Annotated in this window: 17 protein-coding genes; 10 read left to right on the top strand and 7 right to left on the bottom strand. The window is 52.0% G+C overall.

Annotated features, from left to right (window positions below; all coding sequences use genetic code 11):
* Nucleotides 1-2: 2 nt before the first annotated feature.
* The 6 genes from entE to F4V61_RS05950 all read left to right on the top strand — a co-directional run bounded on the left by entE (nt 3) and on the right by F4V61_RS05950 (nt 6,204).
* Nucleotides 3-1,613: a (2,3-dihydroxybenzoyl)adenylate synthase EntE gene (entE, locus tag F4V61_RS05975; RefSeq protein WP_058819213.1), complete on the top strand. Its 1,611-nt coding sequence runs from the start codon at nt 3-5 to the stop codon at nt 1,611-1,613.
* A 13-nt stretch (nt 1,614-1,626) separates the two neighbouring features.
* On the top strand, nt 1,627-2,484 hold the full coding sequence (locus tag F4V61_RS05970; RefSeq protein WP_038396601.1) for an isochorismatase: 858 nt from the start codon (nt 1,627-1,629) through the stop codon (nt 2,482-2,484).
* Nucleotides 2,484-3,239 carry a 2,3-dihydro-2,3-dihydroxybenzoate dehydrogenase EntA gene (gene entA, locus F4V61_RS05965; RefSeq protein WP_038396599.1) on the top strand — a complete coding sequence of 252 codons (756 nt, stop codon included), beginning with the start codon at nt 2,484-2,486 and terminating at the stop codon, nt 3,237-3,239. The genes F4V61_RS05970 and entA overlap by 1 nt, the downstream gene beginning before the upstream one ends.
* Before the next feature lie 2 nt (nt 3,240-3,241).
* Nucleotides 3,242-3,655, top strand: coding sequence for a proofreading thioesterase EntH (gene entH, locus F4V61_RS05960; protein ID WP_024131967.1), 414 nt, complete (start codon nt 3,242-3,244; stop codon nt 3,653-3,655).
* Between the two features lie 182 nt (nt 3,656-3,837).
* A complete protein-coding gene (gene cstA, locus F4V61_RS05955) occupies nt 3,838-5,943 on the top strand; it encodes a pyruvate/proton symporter CstA (RefSeq protein WP_038396597.1) in 2,106 nt (701 codons plus the stop codon).
* Nucleotides 5,944-6,006: 63 nt separating this feature from the next.
* On the top strand, nt 6,007-6,204 hold the full coding sequence (locus F4V61_RS05950) for a YbdD/YjiX family protein (protein ID WP_000460621.1): 198 nt from the start codon (nt 6,007-6,009) through the stop codon (nt 6,202-6,204).
* 48 nt (nt 6,205-6,252) lie between these two features.
* Here the strand turns inward: F4V61_RS05950 and F4V61_RS05945 are convergent, their stop codons facing one another.
* Entirely contained in the window at nt 6,253-7,341 is a 1,089-nt protein-coding gene (locus tag F4V61_RS05945; protein WP_001066328.1) for an oxidoreductase, read from the bottom strand.
* Nucleotides 7,342-7,467: 126 nt separating this feature from the next.
* On the opposite strand from F4V61_RS05945, the gene F4V61_RS05940 reads away from it, so the two are divergent.
* Nucleotides 7,468-8,628, top strand: coding sequence for a pyridoxal phosphate-dependent aminotransferase (locus tag F4V61_RS05940; RefSeq protein WP_038396594.1), 1,161 nt, complete (start codon nt 7,468-7,470; stop codon nt 8,626-8,628).
* Here the strand turns inward: F4V61_RS05940 and F4V61_RS05935 are convergent, their stop codons facing one another.
* The 4 genes from F4V61_RS05935 to dsbG all read right to left on the bottom strand — a co-directional run bounded on the left by F4V61_RS05935 (nt 8,629) and on the right by dsbG (nt 12,587).
* A complete protein-coding gene (locus F4V61_RS05935) occupies nt 8,629-9,246 on the bottom strand; it encodes an IbrB-like domain-containing protein (protein WP_012210391.1) in 618 nt (205 codons plus the stop codon). It abuts the gene before it with no gap.
* Complete coding sequence (locus F4V61_RS05930) at nt 9,219-10,454, bottom strand: phosphoadenosine phosphosulfate reductase (RefSeq protein WP_058819217.1); 1,236 nt, start codon at nt 10,452-10,454, stop codon at nt 9,219-9,221. The genes F4V61_RS05935 and F4V61_RS05930 overlap by 28 nt, the downstream gene beginning before the upstream one ends.
* Nucleotides 10,455-10,619: 165 nt before the next feature.
* The gene (citR, locus tag F4V61_RS05925) at nt 10,620-11,525 is read right to left on the bottom strand and encodes a DNA-binding transcriptional repressor CitR (RefSeq protein WP_000002485.1); all 906 of its coding nucleotides are present in this window, start codon (nt 11,523-11,525) and stop codon (nt 10,620-10,622) included.
* A 315-nt stretch (nt 11,526-11,840) separates the two neighbouring features.
* On the bottom strand, nt 11,841-12,587 hold the full coding sequence (gene dsbG / locus F4V61_RS05920) for a thiol:disulfide interchange protein DsbG (RefSeq protein WP_000597130.1): 747 nt from the start codon (nt 12,585-12,587) through the stop codon (nt 11,841-11,843).
* A gap of 440 nt (nt 12,588-13,027) precedes the next feature.
* Between dsbG and ahpC the strand changes: the two genes are divergently transcribed.
* Nucleotides 13,028-13,591 carry an alkyl hydroperoxide reductase subunit C gene (gene ahpC / locus F4V61_RS05915; protein WP_000052802.1) on the top strand — a complete coding sequence of 188 codons (564 nt, stop codon included), beginning with the start codon at nt 13,028-13,030 and terminating at the stop codon, nt 13,589-13,591.
* Between the two features lie 175 nt (nt 13,592-13,766).
* A complete protein-coding gene (gene ahpF, locus F4V61_RS05910; protein ID WP_080160884.1) occupies nt 13,767-15,332 on the top strand; it encodes an alkyl hydroperoxide reductase subunit F in 1,566 nt (521 codons plus the stop codon).
* A 135-nt stretch (nt 15,333-15,467) separates the two neighbouring features.
* Here ahpF and uspG read toward each other — a convergent pair whose 3' ends face one another.
* On the bottom strand, nt 15,468-15,896 hold the full coding sequence (gene uspG / locus F4V61_RS05905) for a universal stress protein UspG (protein ID WP_000278500.1): 429 nt from the start codon (nt 15,894-15,896) through the stop codon (nt 15,468-15,470).
* A gap of 222 nt (nt 15,897-16,118) precedes the next feature.
* Here uspG and F4V61_RS05900 point away from each other — a divergent pair, with 222 nt between their 5' ends.
* Nucleotides 16,119-17,357: a zinc-dependent alcohol dehydrogenase gene (locus tag F4V61_RS05900; RefSeq protein WP_000646112.1), complete on the top strand. Its 1,239-nt coding sequence runs from the start codon at nt 16,119-16,121 to the stop codon at nt 17,355-17,357.
* 84 nt (nt 17,358-17,441) lie between these two features.
* On the opposite strand, the gene rnk is transcribed toward F4V61_RS05900, so the two are convergent.
* Nucleotides 17,442-17,852: a nucleoside diphosphate kinase regulator gene (rnk, locus tag F4V61_RS05895; protein WP_000089752.1), complete on the bottom strand. Its 411-nt coding sequence runs from the start codon at nt 17,850-17,852 to the stop codon at nt 17,442-17,444.
* Nucleotides 17,853-18,068 lie beyond the last annotated feature (216 nt).

The following is an 18,068-nucleotide window of genomic DNA, read 5'->3' as shown; positions in this document are numbered from 1 at the left end:
TGATGCGTATACCTTTCACCCGTTGGCCGGATGAATTTGCCCGCCGTTATCGTGAAAAAGGCTACTGGCAAGACGTGCCGTTGACCGACATTCTGACCCGCCACGCTGACAGCGACAAGACGGCGGTCATTGAAGGCGAGCGCGCGTTCAGCTATCGCCAGCTCAACCAAGCTGCGGATAACCTGGTCTGCAATTTACGCCGTCAGGGCATCAAACCCGGTGAAACCGCTCTGGTGCAACTGGGGAATGTGCCGGAACTGTATATCACCTTTTTCGCCCTGTTGAAGCTTGGCGTAGCGCCCGTTCTGGCGCTGTTTAGCCATCAACGCACCGAACTTAACGCCTATGCGACGCAGATCGCGCCGACGCTGGTAATTGCCGATCGCCAACATACGCTGTTCACCGGGGAGGCCTTTCTCAACACGTTTGTAGCTGAACATCGCTCTGTGCGGGTGGTGTTATTGCGTAACGACGACGGCGATCACAGCCTGGACGCGGCGATGCGTCAGACGGCGGAAGATTTCACCGCCACGCCATCACCTGCTGACGACGTGGCCTACTTTCAGCTTTCCGGGGGGACTACCGGCACGCCAAAGCTTATTCCCCGTACCCATAACGACTATTACTACAGCGTGCGCCGCAGCAATGAGATTTGCGGTTTCAACGAGGAGACGCGTTTTCTGTGCGCGATTCCCGCCGCGCATAACTACGCCATGAGTTCGCCGGGCGCCCTGGGCGTCTTTCTCGCCAAAGGAACGGTAGTGCTGGCGACCGATCCCAGCGCCACGCTCTGTTTCCCGCTGATCGAAAAACACCAGATTAATGCCACGGCGCTGGTGCCGCCAGCGGTCAGTCTATGGCTACAGGCTATCCAGGAGTGGGGCGGCAATGCGCCACTGGCGTCATTAAGGTTATTGCAGGTTGGCGGCGCGCGGCTTTCCGCGACGCTGGCCGCCCGTATTCCGGCTGAAATTGGTTGTCAGTTGCAGCAGGTCTTCGGCATGGCGGAAGGGTTAGTGAACTATACCCGGCTGGACGATAGTCCGGAACGGATTATCCATACCCAGGGAAGACCCATGTGCCCGGACGACGAAGTGTGGGTGGCGGATGCCGACGGAAATCCTCTGCCGCCGGGCGAGATTGGCCGTCTGATGACGCGCGGCCCCTATACTTTCCGCGGCTATTTCAACAGTCCGCAACACAATGCCAACGCTTTTGACGCCAACGGCTTTTACTGTTCCGGCGATCTGATCTCCATTGATCAAGACGGTTACATCACCGTCCACGGACGTGAAAAAGATCAGATCAATCGGGGCGGCGAGAAGATAGCCGCCGAAGAGATAGAAAACTTGTTACTGCGCCACCCGGCGGTGATCCATGCGGCGCTGGTCAGCATGGAAGATGAACTGCTGGGGGAAAAAAGTTGCGCATACCTGGTGGTAAAAGAGCCGCTGCGTGCGGTACAGGTACGCCGTTTCCTGCGAGAGCAGGGAGTGGCGGAATTTAAATTACCGGATCGCGTAGAGTGCGTTGCGTCACTGCCGCTGACGCCGGTTGGTAAAGTCGATAAAAAACAATTACGCCAGTGGTTGGCGTCCCGTTCACCGCTCTGAAGGAGAAAGAGAGATGGCAATCCCGAAACTACAGTCTTACGCGCTGCCCACCGCACTGGACATCCTGACCAATAAAGTGAACTGGGTATTTGAACCGGAGCGCGCTGCGCTGCTCATCCACGATATGCAGGAGTACTTTGTCAGCTTTTGGGGCCGCAACTGTCCAATGATGGAGCAGGTGATTGCCAATATCGCCGCCCTGCGCCAGTACTGTAAAGAGCATCATATTCCGGTCTATTACACCGCTCAGCCGAAAGAGCAAAGCGATGAAGACCGCGCGTTACTCAATGATATGTGGGGACCGGGACTGACGCGTTCTCCGGATCAGCAAAACGTGGTGGAAGCCTTAATGCCGGATGAGGCGGATACGGTGCTGGTGAAGTGGCGTTATAGCGCGTTTCACCGCTCGCCGCTGGAACAGATGTTAAAAGATACCGGACGCAATCAACTCATCATTACCGGCGTGTATGCGCATATTGGCTGTATGACTACCGCTACCGATGCGTTTATGCGCGACATTAAGCCGTTTATGGTGGCGGATGCGCTGGCGGATTTCAGCCGGGAAGAGCATCTGATGGCCCTGAACTATGTGGCGGGACGTTCAGGTCGGGTCGTCATGACTGAATCGCTGTTGCCGACGCCGGTTCCTGCCAGTAAAGCGGCGCTGCGGGCGTTGATTCTGCCGTTGCTGGATGAGACCGACGAGCCGCTGGACGATGAAAACCTGATTGATTATGGCCTGGACTCTGTACGAATGATGGGACTGGCGGCGCGCTGGCGTAAAGTACACGGCGATATCGACTTCGTGATGCTGGCGAAAAATCCGACCATTGATGCCTGGTGGGCACTGCTTTCTCGCGAGGTGCAGTAATGCCTGGTATTGATTTTTCAGACCAAACGGTATGGGTGACCGGCGCGGGGAAAGGGATTGGCTACGCGACGGCGCTAGCCTTTGTCGACGCCGGAGCCCGGGTAATCGGCTTCGATCGTGAATTTACGCCAGCGGATTACCCCTTTACTACCGAAGTTATGGACGTGGCGGATGCCGCGCAGGTCGCTCAGGTGTGCCAGCGCATATTGCAAAAAACACCACGGCTGGATGTGTTGGTCAACGCCGCCGGTATTTTGCGTATGGGAGCGACCGACGCGCTTAGCGTCGACGACTGGCAACAGACATTTGCGGTCAATGTGGGCGGGGCGTTTAACCTGTTTTCGCAAACGATGGCGCAGTTTCGCCGTCAGCAGGGCGGAGCGATTGTCACCGTTGCCTCGGATGCGGCGCATACGCCGCGTATCGGTATGAGCGCCTACGGCGCCTCTAAAGCGGCGCTGAAAAGCCTGGCGCTGACCGTAGGGCTGGAGCTGGCGGGCAGCGGGGTGCGCTGTAATGTGGTGTCGCCTGGCTCGACCGACACCGATATGCAGCGTGCATTATGGGTGAGCGAAGAGGCTGAACAGCAGCGCATTCGCGGTTTCGGCGAGCAGTTTAAGCTTGGTATTCCGCTCGGCAAAATCGCCCGTCCACAGGAGATAGCCAGTACCATCTTGTTCCTTGCCTCCGATCTGGCCAGCCACATTACCTTGCAGGATATTGTGGTGGACGGTGGTTCAACATTGGGAGCCTGATGATGATCTGGAAACGGGATTTAACGCTGGATGAATTGAACGCTACCAGCCAGAACACGCTGGTAGCACATCTGGGTATCGTATACACCCGCCTGGGCGATGAGGTGCTGGAGGCGGAAATGCCCGTTGATATCCGCACTCATCAACCGTTTGGCCTGCTACACGGCGGCGCATCAGCAGCGCTGGCGGAGACGTTAGGATCAATGGCAGGCTATCTGATGACCCGCGACGGGCAGTGCGTAGTTGGGACAGAGTTGAACGCCACCCACCACCGCGCCGTCTCGCAGGGGAAAGTGCGCGGCGTCTGCCAGCCGCTGCATCTGGGGCGGCAGAATCAAAGCTGGGAAATTACGCTTTTTGATGAGCAGGGGAGGCGCTGCTGCACCTGTCGCCTGGGAACGGCGGTAATGGGATAGCTCTGACAAAATAAACTGCAATTGCAGCGTTAACGAAAAAAGGAAGTGATCCAGTTAACACTGTAATGTAAAAAATGAGTAACGCTCCGATTTTATTATGTTGTTGTGTTGTTAATTACAGTAAAGGTGTTATAGAAACAAAATGTAACATTCTATCTGGAACACGCAAACGGACAACAACTATGAATAAGTCAGGGAAATACCTCGTCTGGACAGCGCTCTCCATATTGGGTGCGTTTGCCCTGGGATATATTGCGTTAAATCGTGGGGAACAGATCAACGCGCTATGGATTGTGGTGGCGTCGGTCTGCGTCTATCTTATTGCGTATCGTTTTTATGGACTCTATATCGCCAGGAAAGTGCTGGCGGTTGACCCAACGCGTATGACGCCCGCAGTGCGTCATAACGACGGTCTGGATTATGTCCCGACTGATAAGAAGGTGCTTTTTGGTCACCATTTTGCGGCCATTGCTGGCGCGGGGCCGCTGGTCGGGCCGGTGCTGGCGGCGCAGATGGGCTATCTGCCGGGGATGATCTGGCTGCTGGCGGGCGTCGTACTGGCTGGAGCGGTACAGGACTTTATGGTGCTGTTCGTTTCGACCCGGCGCGATGGGCGTTCGCTTGGCGAACTGGTTAAAGAGGAGATGGGTGCGACGGCAGGGGTGATCGCGCTAGTGGCCTGCTTTATGATCATGGTGATCATTCTGGCCGTCCTGGCGATGATTGTAGTGAAAGCGCTGACCCATAGCCCGTGGGGAACGTACACTGTCGCATTCACCATTCCACTGGCGATTTTTATGGGCATCTACCTGCGCTATCTGCGTCCGGGGCGCATCGGCGAGGTGTCGGTCATTGGGCTGGTATTTCTCATTTTCGCTATTATTTCCGGCGGATGGGTGGCGGCAAGCCCAACCTGGGCGCCGTACTTTGACTTTACCGGCGTGCAGCTTACCTGGATGCTGGTGGGGTATGGTTTTGTTGCGGCGGTACTGCCGGTCTGGCTGCTGCTCGCGCCGCGTGATTACCTCTCTACCTTCCTGAAAATTGGCACGATTGTCGGTCTTGCGGTCGGGATCCTGATTATGCGTCCGACGTTGACCATGCCGGCGCTGACCAAATTTGTTGATGGCACAGGACCGGTCTGGACGGGCGATCTGTTCCCGTTCCTGTTTATCACCATTGCCTGCGGCGCGGTATCCGGTTTCCACGCGCTCATCTCTTCCGGCACGACGCCGAAGATGTTGGCCAATGAAGGTCAGGCCTGTTTTATTGGCTACGGCGGGATGTTGATGGAGTCTTTCGTCGCCATTATGGCGCTGGTTTCCGCCTGTATTATCGATCCAGGCGTTTACTTTGCGATGAATAGCCCGATGGCGGTACTGGCGCCATCGGGGACGGCGGATGTCGTGGCTTCTGCCGCACAGGTGGTTAGCAGTTGGGGCTTCGCTATCACGCCGGATACGCTACACCAGATTGCCAATGAAGTCGGCGAACAATCCATTATCTCCCGCGCGGGCGGCGCGCCAACGCTGGCGGTAGGGATGGCCTACATTTTACATGGCGCGTTGGGCGGCATGATGGATGTGGCGTTCTGGTATCACTTCGCCATTTTGTTTGAAGCGCTGTTTATTCTGACGGCGGTGGATGCAGGTACCCGTGCGGCGCGCTTTATGTTGCAGGATCTGTTGGGCGTGGTGTCGCCAGGGCTGAAACGTACCGATTCGCTGCCAGCGAACCTGCTTGCTACTGCGTTGTGTGTACTGGCGTGGGGCTATTTCCTCCATCAGGGCGTGGTCGATCCGTTGGGCGGTATTAACACCTTGTGGCCGCTGTTTGGTATCGCTAACCAGATGCTGGCGGGAATGGCGCTGATGCTTTGCGCCGTGGTACTGTTCAAAATGAAGCGTCAGCGCTATGCGTGGGTCGCTCTGGTGCCGACGGCCTGGCTGCTGATTTGTACGCTGACGGCGGGATGGCAGAAAGCGTTTAGTCCGGATACCAAAATCGGCTTTCTGGCCATTGCCAACAAATTCCAGGCGATGATTGACAGTGGCAATATTTCTCCGCAGTACACCGAATCGCAGCTCGCGCAGTTGGTATTCAATAACCGTCTGGATGCCGGGCTAACGATCTTCTTTATGGTGGTGGTCGTGGTGCTGGCGTTGTTCTCTATTAAGACGGCGCTGGCCGCTCTGAAAATTGATAAACCGACGGCGAATGAAACGCCGTATGAGCCGATGCCGGAAAATGTGGATGAGATCGTGACGCAGGCGAAAGGCGCGCACTAATCTTTTTTCATTAATAGCCCTCTCCAGGACAAGGGGAGGGTGCTTGAATGACAGGTGACAACGATGTTTGATACGCTTTCGAAAGCCGGAAAGTATCTGGGGCAGGCGGCAAAAATGATGATTGGCGTGCCAGACTATGACAACTATGTTGAGCATATGCGCGTGACGCACCCCGATCAGACGCCGATGACCTATGAAGAATTTTTCCGCGAGCGGCAGGATGCGCGCTATGGTGGAAAAGGCGGCGCGCGTTGCTGTTAGTGAGGGATGATTATGGCCCGATAAGCGTAGCGCTATCCGGCCTGGGCATTACACGTTAAATGTCTCTACCTTCTCGAAAGCGGCGCGCAGCGTCTGCGGCATTAAGGCAATGGGTAAAAAATGAATAGATTCGACCGGACGTAAAGTATGGGCGATGACCTTATCAATGTCTGCGTGGTTTTTGATATCCACTGCTAAATCAGCCAGCCGGGTTGGCAGATGAAAACGCCGATACGCCGCAATCAATTGCGCCAGAACCTCATCTTGACCCAGTAGCGCGCTTTGCACCAGAATGCCATAAGCCACTTTCGTTCCGTGCAGGAATTTCTCCGTTTGCGGCAGGACGGTCAGGCCGTTGTGTACCGCATGGGCGGCGGCGACACGGGTATACCGTTCACCGAGGCCGCCAACCATCCCGCCGCCAGCGATAATCGCATCCACAACGTCGCAAAATGCCTGTGTCAGTCGTCGTTGCTGTTTATCCGCTAATGCCTGCTCGCTACTTGCCAACAGGAGATCGCGAATGGCGCACGCGCTGTTAATGCCCAGTCGAACGGTCAATGGCAATGTTTCAGGCTGCGGCGCAAGTACAACGGCTTCATACCATTTCGCCAGCGTATCGCCAATGCCAGCCAACAGATAGTCATCGGGCGCCTGCAGAATAATGCGTGGTTCGACCAGCACCAGAAAATTGGCATCATCAAAAATTTCGAACTGCAACGCCTGTCCCGCGTCGTTATACCAGACGGAAAGCGGTGTCCAGGCGGCGCAGGTCGCCGCGATCGTCGGGATAGCGACAAACGGCAGCGTCAGGCGGTGGGCGAGTGCTTTTGCGGTATCAAGCAGTGCGCCGCCGCCGACGCCAATCACCACCTGACGATCGTTGCCGCAGGCGTGCGCCAGCTGGGCAACATGCCCTTCGCTACAATGACCGGTAAACCGCAAATGTTTTGCGCCAGCGCATTCAAACGCTTCCGGTAGGTAAGGCCGGGCAGCGGTAATCGCGCGTTCGCCGTACAGCCAAACGGCGTGGGAAAGCTGTTCCGGCGTGAAAAAATCCGTCACTCTTCCAAGGCTTCCGCTATGGGAAAAATAATTCGCCGGGCCGGTAACGACGCGGATTTCAGTGTTGTTCATGTTGTGCTGTCCTTATAGTCTTCTGATCGGTGTTATTATATTTAGCCATCTAAACGTCTTGATTGCCAAATGCTAACACCGTGTTATAGTGTGTCAACAATCACTTCACTGGCGGGTAGGAAGATAATGAGAAATAATCCACTGATTCCACAAAGCAAATTGCCCAGTCTTGGCACCACGATTTTTACGCAAATGAGCGCGCTGGCGCAGAAATATCAGGCAATAAATTTATCGCAAGGCTTCCCTGATTTTGATTGTCCTCGTTATTTGCAAGAGCGGCTGGCTTATTATGTCGCGCAGGGTGCGAATCAATATGCGCCGATGATGGGCGCGCAGGCGCTGCGGGAGGCCATTGCCGATAAAACGGCGGAGCTATATGGTTATCGGCCAGATGACGCGTGTGATATTATCGTCACAGCGGGGGCCACAGAGGCATTGTATGCGGCGATTACCGCGCTGGTGCGGGAAGGTGATGAGGTTATCTGTTTCGATCCGAGCTACGACAGTTATGCGCCGGCCGTTGAGCTTTCTGGCGGAGTGTTAAAACGTATAATGCTTGCGCCGCCGCATTTTAGCGTGGACTGGCAGGCGTTTTCAGAGTTGCTTAGCGAGCGCACGCGACTGGTGATCCTTAATACGCCGCACAATCCTACCGCCACCGTCTGGCGCCAGGCAGATATTGAGGCGCTGTGGCAGGCCATCGGCGAGCGAGAAATTTATGTATTAAGCGATGAAGTGTACGAACATATTTGTTTTGCTGCCGAGGGCCATGCCAGCGTATTGGCGCACCCACAGTTGCGAGAGCGGGCGGTTGTCGTTTCGTCGTTTGGTAAAACCTTCCATATGACGGGGTGGAAGATCGGTTATTGCGTTGCGCCTGCGGCCATTAGTGCCGAAATACGCAAAATTCACCAGTACCTGACGTTTTGCGTCAATACGCCGGCGCAGTTGGCACTGGCGGATATGCTGCGCGCCGCGCCGGAACACTATCGCGCGTTACCCGATTTTTATCGGAAAAAACGGGATATGCTGGTTAACGCGCTGGCGCAAAGCCGATTAAAAGTGCTGCCCTGTGAAGGCACCTACTTTCTGTTAATCGATTACAGCGCTGTGTCGACGCTAAATGACGTTGAGTTTTGTCAGTGGCTAACCAAAGACGTCGGTGTTGCCGCTATTCCGCTCTCTGTCTTTTGCGCCGCCCCTTTCCCGCATCAGCTTATACGTTTATGTTTCGCTAAACAGGAATTAACGCTGCTGGCCGCCGCAGATCGCCTGTGTAAACTGTAGTTATTTTACCGTCCACGCTCTGGAGAAGCGACGGTTTGCAAAAAGCTCCTGCAGACCGTTGATCTGTTTCAGGCGCAAGACTTCATCTGCGTCCATGCCTAGCTCCTGACCGATTTTGCTTTCGTCCCAGCCCAACAGAGAAAGTTCGCGCACGATTTCGGACATGGCGTGGATTTGGTGGCGCCCGCGCGCGCGATTATGCCGGATAGTTGCCGCCATCCGTTCGTGGCGTTCTCTGTCCAGACATGTTATCGGCAGATAGCCTTTCAGACGTGTTTTCAGGACCGCTTTTCCTTTGCCCAGCTCATGACGGTGAAAACCATCCACAATCTCGTATTCCTCCGCATCGGCTTTTACCACCACGATCGGCTGAGTAAACCCATCTTTTTCAATCGATTTGAGCAGCAATTTTTTCTCCGGCGGCGCAACGTTATTCGGGTTGTAGTCATTAGGCGAAATATGGTCATTTTTCACCCACAGGACGCAATCGACAGGCTCATTGCGAAAAGGACTAACGCTATGTATCGCCATTCTAAATTCATTAATGGCGGCAATCCTCTCCTCTTCAGGCAGTTCAGAGAGAAAGTGAATTATTTCAGTTGTGAGTCGGTGTTGCATAAGATTTTCCATTCCTGACGTTTAGCTTTCATGCGTTCGTTATAGCGGTGGTAACTCTTCGGCTTTGTTGGACTGAATGACAGCGCCCGGCACCAGTAATCATTGTTCAATAATACCTTGCAGATCCGTCGCCACGACGGAATGTCCCGCGTTCCGATATCGCCCTGCTGCGTTTGCGGGATCGAGTCCATGCCTTTTTTCTTATACCACTGCAAATAAACGGCGATTTTATTACGGTAATGTTCGGCAGTGACTTCAGGCATACTATGTAGCAGGAGCAACGCGTACTCCTCCCAGTTAAGGTGAGCGGGTTTTAAAATTTTCCGGTGGCCGTAAAAATAGCTGTCCTGTCCGGCGTATATTCCTCCGCTGAGTACGCCGCTGACTCTGGCGCACATGGCCGCCCAGCGCTCAGGTTCGATAACATGATACAGCCATAATCCCTGCCGTTGTTCCGGGCCGAACGGTTCGCAAATACGCATGTAACGGGCCGGTACGCCAGCCTGATACATCAAATTATACAGTGGGTTACATGGTTTACCTGTTTTGGCGAACCAAGTCCAGATATCTGCGGTTTTCCAGTCATAGATGGGGTAGATATACCAGGTGTGCCCCTTGGGGGCTAACGTGGTCCAGGGTTTATCGTCGGCAAAGCGCAGCTTATGCGAGTTAGCGATAGCGAAAAACCGGTTATAGGATTCGTCTGAACGAATACCGACCAGCATAGCGGCAGGGCGATTTTCTGAAAACCAGTCGGCAAAATCGCGAACGAACTGTTCAAAGGTCATACCGTGTTGGTAAAACGAAAAAAAGGCAGGATCGGTGATCGCATCTTCTGGTGGTTGTCGTACCCAGTCGGCTCCCGGTTGCCAGCATTGCCATTCCGGTTGGTATTGTGAAAGTGAATTTTGTGTGGTTAAGGGTAATGCAACCCAATAAAAACGCTCAATAACGTCCGCGTAATATTCACGTAACGATTCAATATAGGCGATAGTACAGGAGAATTGCGCTTCCCAGTCAATGAAGAGTATGTGGATCTTTTTATTCATTTTGCGCGCCAACGTTGCCGTCAGGTGCAGCATAATTCCTGAATCTTTACCACCAGAAAATGAGACGCAGACCCGGGGTAATGTTTCCAGGGTCCACATTATACGCTCTTGAGCCGCTTCCAGGACATTTTGGTCAAGCGGAACTTTATAAACTGACATCTCTGGATATTCTCCAATATGTTAACTATAGTACATTTAAAACAATTAACATAAAGGATAAGCTGATTAGATTAACTTGCAATACTTTATTATATTTATCAAGTAAATAAATCATATTGAAATATGCGTTAAATTTATATTAGTGGCTGTTTGTTAACCTTGTTATTAATATTTTTTTGTAATGTGCTCAATTAACTCAGCAAATCCGCTATTATTCATCGAAGCTCTATTATACATAAGGTAAAGTGGGTTAGCAGGGATAGAAAAAGGTGTGGAAACCTTTCTAAGCTTAACTGTGGGTTGATAATAAGTCACCACAGTTTTGGGTAAAAAACCAATAAGATCTGTAACGCTAATAGCATTGGCAATAGTGATAAGCGACTTACTTTTAAAGCCTATAGTTCTTTCTGCTAATACATGATCAAGGAATGCCTGATGCTCTTTTACTGCGACTTCATCGTTAGCGATGAGATGCGTAAACGTCTCTTGCAACAGTTCTTCAACACTTGCGCTTTCTCGCAATCTGGGATGGTTTTCACTGCAAACCAGCACGCAATCCACCATATGCAGATGTGTACAAACAATGGAGCGATTACTGATGGGAGACATAGAGAGTACGATATCTGCTTTACGGTAGGCGAGAAGATCTGCAAGGGGTTCATCCGCTGTCAAAATGTCATGATGTTCAATTTCAACCAATGGTTCTTTACGAAGATAATTAACCATTTCCAGTAATTGTTTAGTTATCAATATTTGTGGACTATAAATAATAAACTTTTTCTTCAGACTGGATTGATTCATTATATTAATAGTTTGCTCCAGGCTGTTAAGGTTATTTTCTAAATGATAATGTAAATTAATGCCTGTTACGGTAGGCGTAATTCCTTTGCCTGAACGAATAAATAGTGGATCATTGAACTGCGTGCGCAGGCGTTGCAATGACTGGCTTACAGCAGAAGGCGTGATATAGAGCGTTTCTGCAGCTTTGCTAATGCTTAAATGTTGATAAATACATTCAAATATAACCAATAGGTTAAGATCGAATTTCTTAAGGTCGTAAAGGTTAGCCATAATATCTTCCCGGCGTTATCATGGTATGTTTCATGATTATGACTTAATCTCAATAATTTACCAAGATTATGTTTATTGAACTTAACGTAGAGTTTATTCAAACTAAAATACCACAGTTGTGAATATTTTAGCGAGTAAATAATTACAGTAAAAGTGGATATAATTTACATATCTGACAATCACGTGATAAAACTAAAAGATCTGCGTCGAACGGCATTCTGGTCCGGCATCGCTCTAATGCCAGGAGGACGTGGCCCGATAAGCGCAGCGATATCGGGCTGGTACTATTAAGCTCCTGCTTTTCTGGTTTCCGCGTTAAGGTTGCCCCATCATGGCGTCCAACTGCGCTTTTTCCGGTAAACCGACAACTTGTTGCAACGTGTTATCTTTATTCATGTAATAAATTGCCGGGGTAGCGTTAGCGCCAAGATCGTCCATCAGTTGCTGATTCTGATTAATAACTTTCATCTGCGCCGGAGAGATGGACGCCGGAACCTTAAGTTTCATCTTTCCTGCGGAAGCCTCATAGTCATGCCAGGTTTTTGCCGGGTCTTTAGCGGCTAAGATCGCTGCGGCTGTGGCCGGGCTTTCCGGTTTAATCACGCCGACCAGTAATGTGCGTAATTGTACTTTACCGGATTCGACCCACGGACGAGCTTGTTGCCAGAACTGCTTACAATAGGGGCAGAAAGGATCGGCGAAGATATACAACACAACCGGCGCGTCTTTTTTACCGTCGAGTATCCATGACGCTTTTTCCATTTTCTGCCACATTTCACGCCCGGCGGGGGCGTATATCTCTTTTTCTATCAAGGCGTTGCTAAGGTTCTCACCCTTTTCATTATACATATAGCCGGAAACAGCGTGTTTACCGTCCGGCGTCAGGTAAATCGTAACGCCCATATCCTGATACTTCCCGAGATAGCCCTTCATGCCGCCCGGCGCTTCGAAGGATTTCAGGATAGTTATTCCCTGTTTTTCAATGGCTTTAACCGGCGCAGGCAGTTCTTCCGCGTGGGCGAGGATGGGCAGCATAGCAAGCAGTAGTGTACGTTTAATCATATTTTTTCCTTTTAAGATCAAAGCGAAAAGAGTATTAATGATGATGCCTATCACAGACATAGGTAAGAGCTGGCGCGGTAAGATTGCCCTTTCTGTGCTGGGATGATGTAATCCTTTTCGCTGTTACAGCCTTTGTTAAGGTAATGTAGAGCGCAACACTTAGCCAGCATATACTCTGTGCGTTTCGAGTTGCAGACAACGGGTCTGCAATTTGAAAGAGGAGTTGTACTGGCTCTGAAGTTACCTACGGGTAGTTCAGGTAATGGGGCCGCCTGTCAGGTGGCCTTTTTACTTTAGATGGCTGACAGGGCGTAGTGTTCACAATGTCGCCCGAATCGGGTTGTTAGTTAACGCTTATTGATTTGATAATGGAAACGCATTAGCCGAATCAGCAAAACTTCGTTAACTTACTCCTTAACGAAAACACGGAGGAAGTATAGATGTCCTTAATTAACACCAAAATCAAACCTTTCAAAAACCAGGCGTTCAAAAACGGTGAATTCATTGAAGTCACTGAGAAAGATACCGAAGGCCGCTGGAGCGTCTTCTTCTTCTACCCAGCCGATTTTACCTTTGTTTGCCCTACTGAGCTGGGCGACGTTGCCGACCATTATGAAGAATTGCAGAAGCTGGGGGTAGATGTTTATTCCGTCTCGACCGATACCCACTTCACGCACAAAGCATGGCACAGCAGCTCTGAAACTATTGCGAAAATCAAATATGCGATGATCGGCGATCCGACTGGCGCCCTGACCCGTAATTTCGACAACATGCGTGAAGATGAAGGCCTGGCCGACCGTGCGACTTTCGTTGTTGATCCGCAGGGTATCATCCAGGCGATCGAAGTTACCGCTGAAGGTATCGGCCGTGACGCGTCTGACCTGCTGCGTAAAATTAAAGCAGCACAGTATGTTGCCGCTCACCCAGGCGAAGTATGCCCGGCGAAATGGAAAGAAGGCGAAGCGACACTGGCTCCGTCTCTGGACCTGGTCGGTAAGATTTAATGTCGTATGTCCGGCGGCGCTGGCCTACCTGAGGTAGGCCGGATAAACGCAGTGCCATCCGGCATCCTACAGGCGCTAATTTGCGCCTGTTTTATTCCGCACCATGATGCAAGTTGCATTCAGGCAGCCCGAATAAGGCAGCTTGCATGATGATGTTTTGAGAGAGGGAAGAAAAATGCTCGACATGAATATGAAGACCCAGCTCAAGGCTTACCTTGAGAAACTGACAAAACCTGTTGAGCTGATTGCCACGCTGGATGACAGCGCAAAATCGGCGGAAATCAAAGAATTGCTGGCTGAAATCGCCGAGCTGTCAGATAAGGTTACGTTTAAAGAAGACAATACTCTGCCGGTTCGCAAGCCGTCTTTTCTGATTACGAATCCAGGTTCTCAGCAGGGGCCGCGCTTTGCAGGCTCTCCTCTGGGCCACGAATTTACCTCGTTGGTTCTGGCGCTGCTGTGGACCGGTGGTCATCCGTCAAAAGAAGCGCAGTCGCTGCTGGAACAGATTCGTGATATTGACGGTGATTTTGAATTCGAAACGTATTATTCCCTCTCCTGCCATAACTGTCCGGACGTGGTGCAGGCGCTGAACTTGATGGCGGTGCTGAACTCGCGTATTAAACATACGGCGATTGACGGAGGTACTTTCCAGAACGAGATCACCGAGCGTAATGTGATGGGCGTTCCCGCGGTCTTTGTCAACGGTAAAGAGTTTGGCCAGGGACGTATGACTCTAACTGAGATTGTTGCCAAAGTGGATACCGGCGCAGAAAAACGTGCGGCGGAAGCGCTTAACAAACGCGACGCGTATGATGTGCTGATTGTCGGTTCCGGCCCGGCGGGGGCGGCGGCGGCGGTCTATTCGGCGCGCAAAGGTATCCGTACCGGTCTGATGGGCGAGCGCTTCGGCGGTCAGGTGCTGGATACGGTGGATATCGAAAATTATATTTCGGTATCGAAAACCGAAGGCCAGAAACTGGCGGGCGCGCTCAAAGCGCATGTCAGCGATTACGACGTTGACGTTATCGACAGTCAGAGCGCAAGTAAACTGGTTCCGGCTGCGTCAGAAGGCGGCCTGCATAAGATTGAAACGGCGTCCGGCGCAGTATTGAAAGCGCGCAGTATCATCATCGCCACCGGCGCGAAATGGCGCAATATGAATGTGCCGGGCGAAGATCAGTATCGTACCAAAGGCGTAACCTATTGTCCGCACTGTGACGGTCCGTTGTTTAAAGGCAAGCGCGTTGCAGTCATCGGCGGCGGCAACTCCGGCGTCGAAGCGGCCATCGATCTGGCGGGTATTGTGGAACACGTTACGTTGCTGGAGTTCGCGCCGGAAATGAAGGCGGATCAGGTATTACAGGATAAAGTGCGTAGCCTGAAAAACGTCGATATCATTTTGAATGCGCAAACGACAGAAGTGAAGGGTGACGGTTCGAAAGTGGTGGGCCTGGAGTATCTTGACCGTGTAAGCGGTGATATTCATAGCGTCGCGCTGGCGGGGATTTTTGTGCAGATTGGTCTGTTGCCGAATACCAACTGGCTGGAAGGCGCGCTTGAGCGTAACCGCATGGGCGAGATCATTATTGACGCAAAATGTGAAACCAGCGTTAAGGGCGTTTTCGCTGCAGGCGACTGTACCACCGTTCCTTACAAACAGATTATCATCGCCACAGGCGAAGGGGCGAAAGCTTCGTTGAGCGCCTTTGATTATCTGATTCGCACCAAAACGGCATAAAAAAAGAAGTAAGAGCACCTGCGATATAAAACCGCCTGTTTACTGTCAGGCGGTTTTTTTCTGTCAATTCTTAGTAACAAAAAGCCCTGTCAGGATTGCTCCTGGCAGGGCTGTTGTCGTTCCGGGGCATGTGAATTAACGCACAACCAGCACCGGCAGCGTTGCGTGGCGTACCACGCTTGAGGCGTTAGATCCCAGCAGATGCGTGGCAATCGACGGATTGCGCGAACCGATCACCACGACATCGGCATCCAGCTCTTCGGCTAATTCATTTACCGCGTCTCTGACGCTACCGAAGCGAACATGCTGTTTGATTCGCGAAGGATCGATAGTGAAGTGTCCCACCATCGTTTGCAGGCGCGTTTCCGCCTCATGCTGTAAATGTTCTTCAAAGCGGCGCACGTCGGCGGCAAAGCGGTGCAGACTCATGCTCGCGGACCCAGGCAGTACATGCAACAGATGAATGACGCCATCCTGTTGCGCCAGAAACTCAGCGTGGCGAATGGCTTTATCGCTAAGTTCCATTTCAAAAACATCAACCGGCATAATAATTGTCTTATACATACCCGTTACTCCCTGTTAATCAATACTGAATTTATTCAAGCATATAATAATGTTTCTTTCTGCTATTTGTCTGGCAATTTTAAATATTACGGTAACCTGGCGTTAAAAAAGAGTTGTATTTTCCAGGAAAAATCCTAAAGCCGCCTGTTTTGCCGGCAGTCTCTCCGGGATAGCTACCCTTTTATAGTCGAACGCGACATTCACCGTTACCCCGGAGGCTGCATGAAAGCATTGACGTATCATGGTCCACATCACGTAAAGGTTGAAAACGTACCCGATCCCGGCATTGAGCAGCCTGACGATATCATTTTGCGTGTTACCGCCACCGCGATTTGCGGCTCTGATTTGCATCTCTATCGCGGCAAGATCCCACAGGTAAAACATGGCGATATTTTCGGCCATGAATTTATGGGCGAAGTGGTTGAAACCGGACATGATGTGAAGAATATTCAGAAAGGGGATCGGGTCGTTATCCCGTTTGTCATTGCTTGTGGTGACTGCTTTTTCTGTCGACTACAGCAATATTCAGCGTGTGAAAACACTAACGACGGACACGGCGCGGCGATGAATAAAAAACAGATCCCGCCGCCGGCGGCGCTGTTTGGTTATAGCCATCTGTATGGCGGCGTTCCCGGCGGACAGGCCGAATATGTTCGCGTGCCAAAAGGTAATGTCGGTCCATTTAAGGTGCCGCCGCTGTTATCTGACGATAAAGCGCTGTTTCTTTCTGATATTTTGCCTACCGCCTGGCAGGCGGCAAAAAATGCCCAGATTCAGCAAGGTTCCAGCGTGGCGGTTTTTGGCGCAGGGCCGGTAGGATTATTGACTATCGCCTGTGCGCGACTGCTGGGCGCGGAGCAGATCTTCGTCGTTGATCACCACCCCTGGCGCTTGCGTTTCGCCGAAGAACGTTACGGCGCGATACCGATCAACTTTGATGATGAGAACGATCCGGCGGAAAAAATCATCGAGCAGACGGCAGGGCACCGCGGCGTGGACGCGGTAATTGATGCCGTAGGCTTTGAAGCGAAAGGCAGCATGACGGAGACGGTGCTGACGAACCTTAAACTGGAAGGCAGCAGCGGCAAAGCGTTGCGCCAATGTATCGCGGCGGTCAGACGCGGCGGCGTGGTCAGCGTGCCCGGCGTGTATGCCGGTTTTATTCACGGCTTTTTATTCGGCGACGCCTTTGATAAGGGGCTAACTTTTAAAATGGGTCAAACCCATGTTCACGCGTGGCTGGGGGAATTATTACCGCTTATTGAGAAAGGGTTGCTGAAGCCGGAAGAGATTGTCACGCACTATATGCCGTTTGAAGAGGCGGCGCGCGGCTACGAAATTTTCGAAAAACGCGAAGAAGAGTGCCGGAAGGTCATCCTGGTGCCGGGAGCGACGTCGGCACAAGCGGCGCAGAAACAGGCGACGGGAGTAATCAACCCGATGCCAGGCGGCGTTGTCTGAAACAGGCAGAAATGAAAGGGCTCACGGAAAGAGGATGCGCAGGCATCCTCTGTGTAAACGCATTAACGCTTATGCAGATGGGGTTTAACGCAGGAAGTCGCCCGCGGCTTCAGGCTGATATTCGAGCTCCAGCACTTCGAGATGGGTGGAGGCGCCGCCCGGCAGTTCCCAGTGAATGGTGTCGCCGACGCGCAGTCCCAGCAACGCCGCGCCGACGGGGGCCATCACAGAAAGCTGGGTACTGCTATCCGTCATATTTGCCGGATACACCAACGTGCGCACGCGTGTTTCACCATCGCTCAAATTGCGGAATTTAACGCGGCTGTTCATGGTGACGACATCGCTCGGCATCTCTTGTGGCGAACACATTTGCGCACGATCCAGTTCGGCGTTGAGCGCGTCGGCAATCGGCAGATCCGCATACGCAGGCTGTTCCAGCAGACGATCAATACGCTCGGCGTCAAGGTCGTTAATGATAATAGTGGGTCTGGACATTTCTTACTCCATGTCATCGATACTGCGAGTAGTGCAGGTAAATGGTCCCAAAAGAAAACCCTCACCGTCTGGCGGCGAGGGTTTAACTCTCATGATGATACTGAGACTTACCCCGTCTTTGAAGTGATTTAGTTCACATTCGGGTAAATCCTCAAACGTCATAGCCTTGAGTGAATTTTAGTCTACATTCGGGCGTGTTCTCAAATTTGGATATGG

The sequence above is a fragment of the Salmonella enterica subsp. arizonae genome (assembly GCF_008692845.1).
GTDB classification, from domain to species: domain Bacteria; phylum Pseudomonadota; class Gammaproteobacteria; order Enterobacterales; family Enterobacteriaceae; genus Salmonella; species Salmonella arizonae.
Note: the sequence above shows the minus strand (reverse complement) of the source record. Positions and strands in the feature narration are given on the sequence as shown.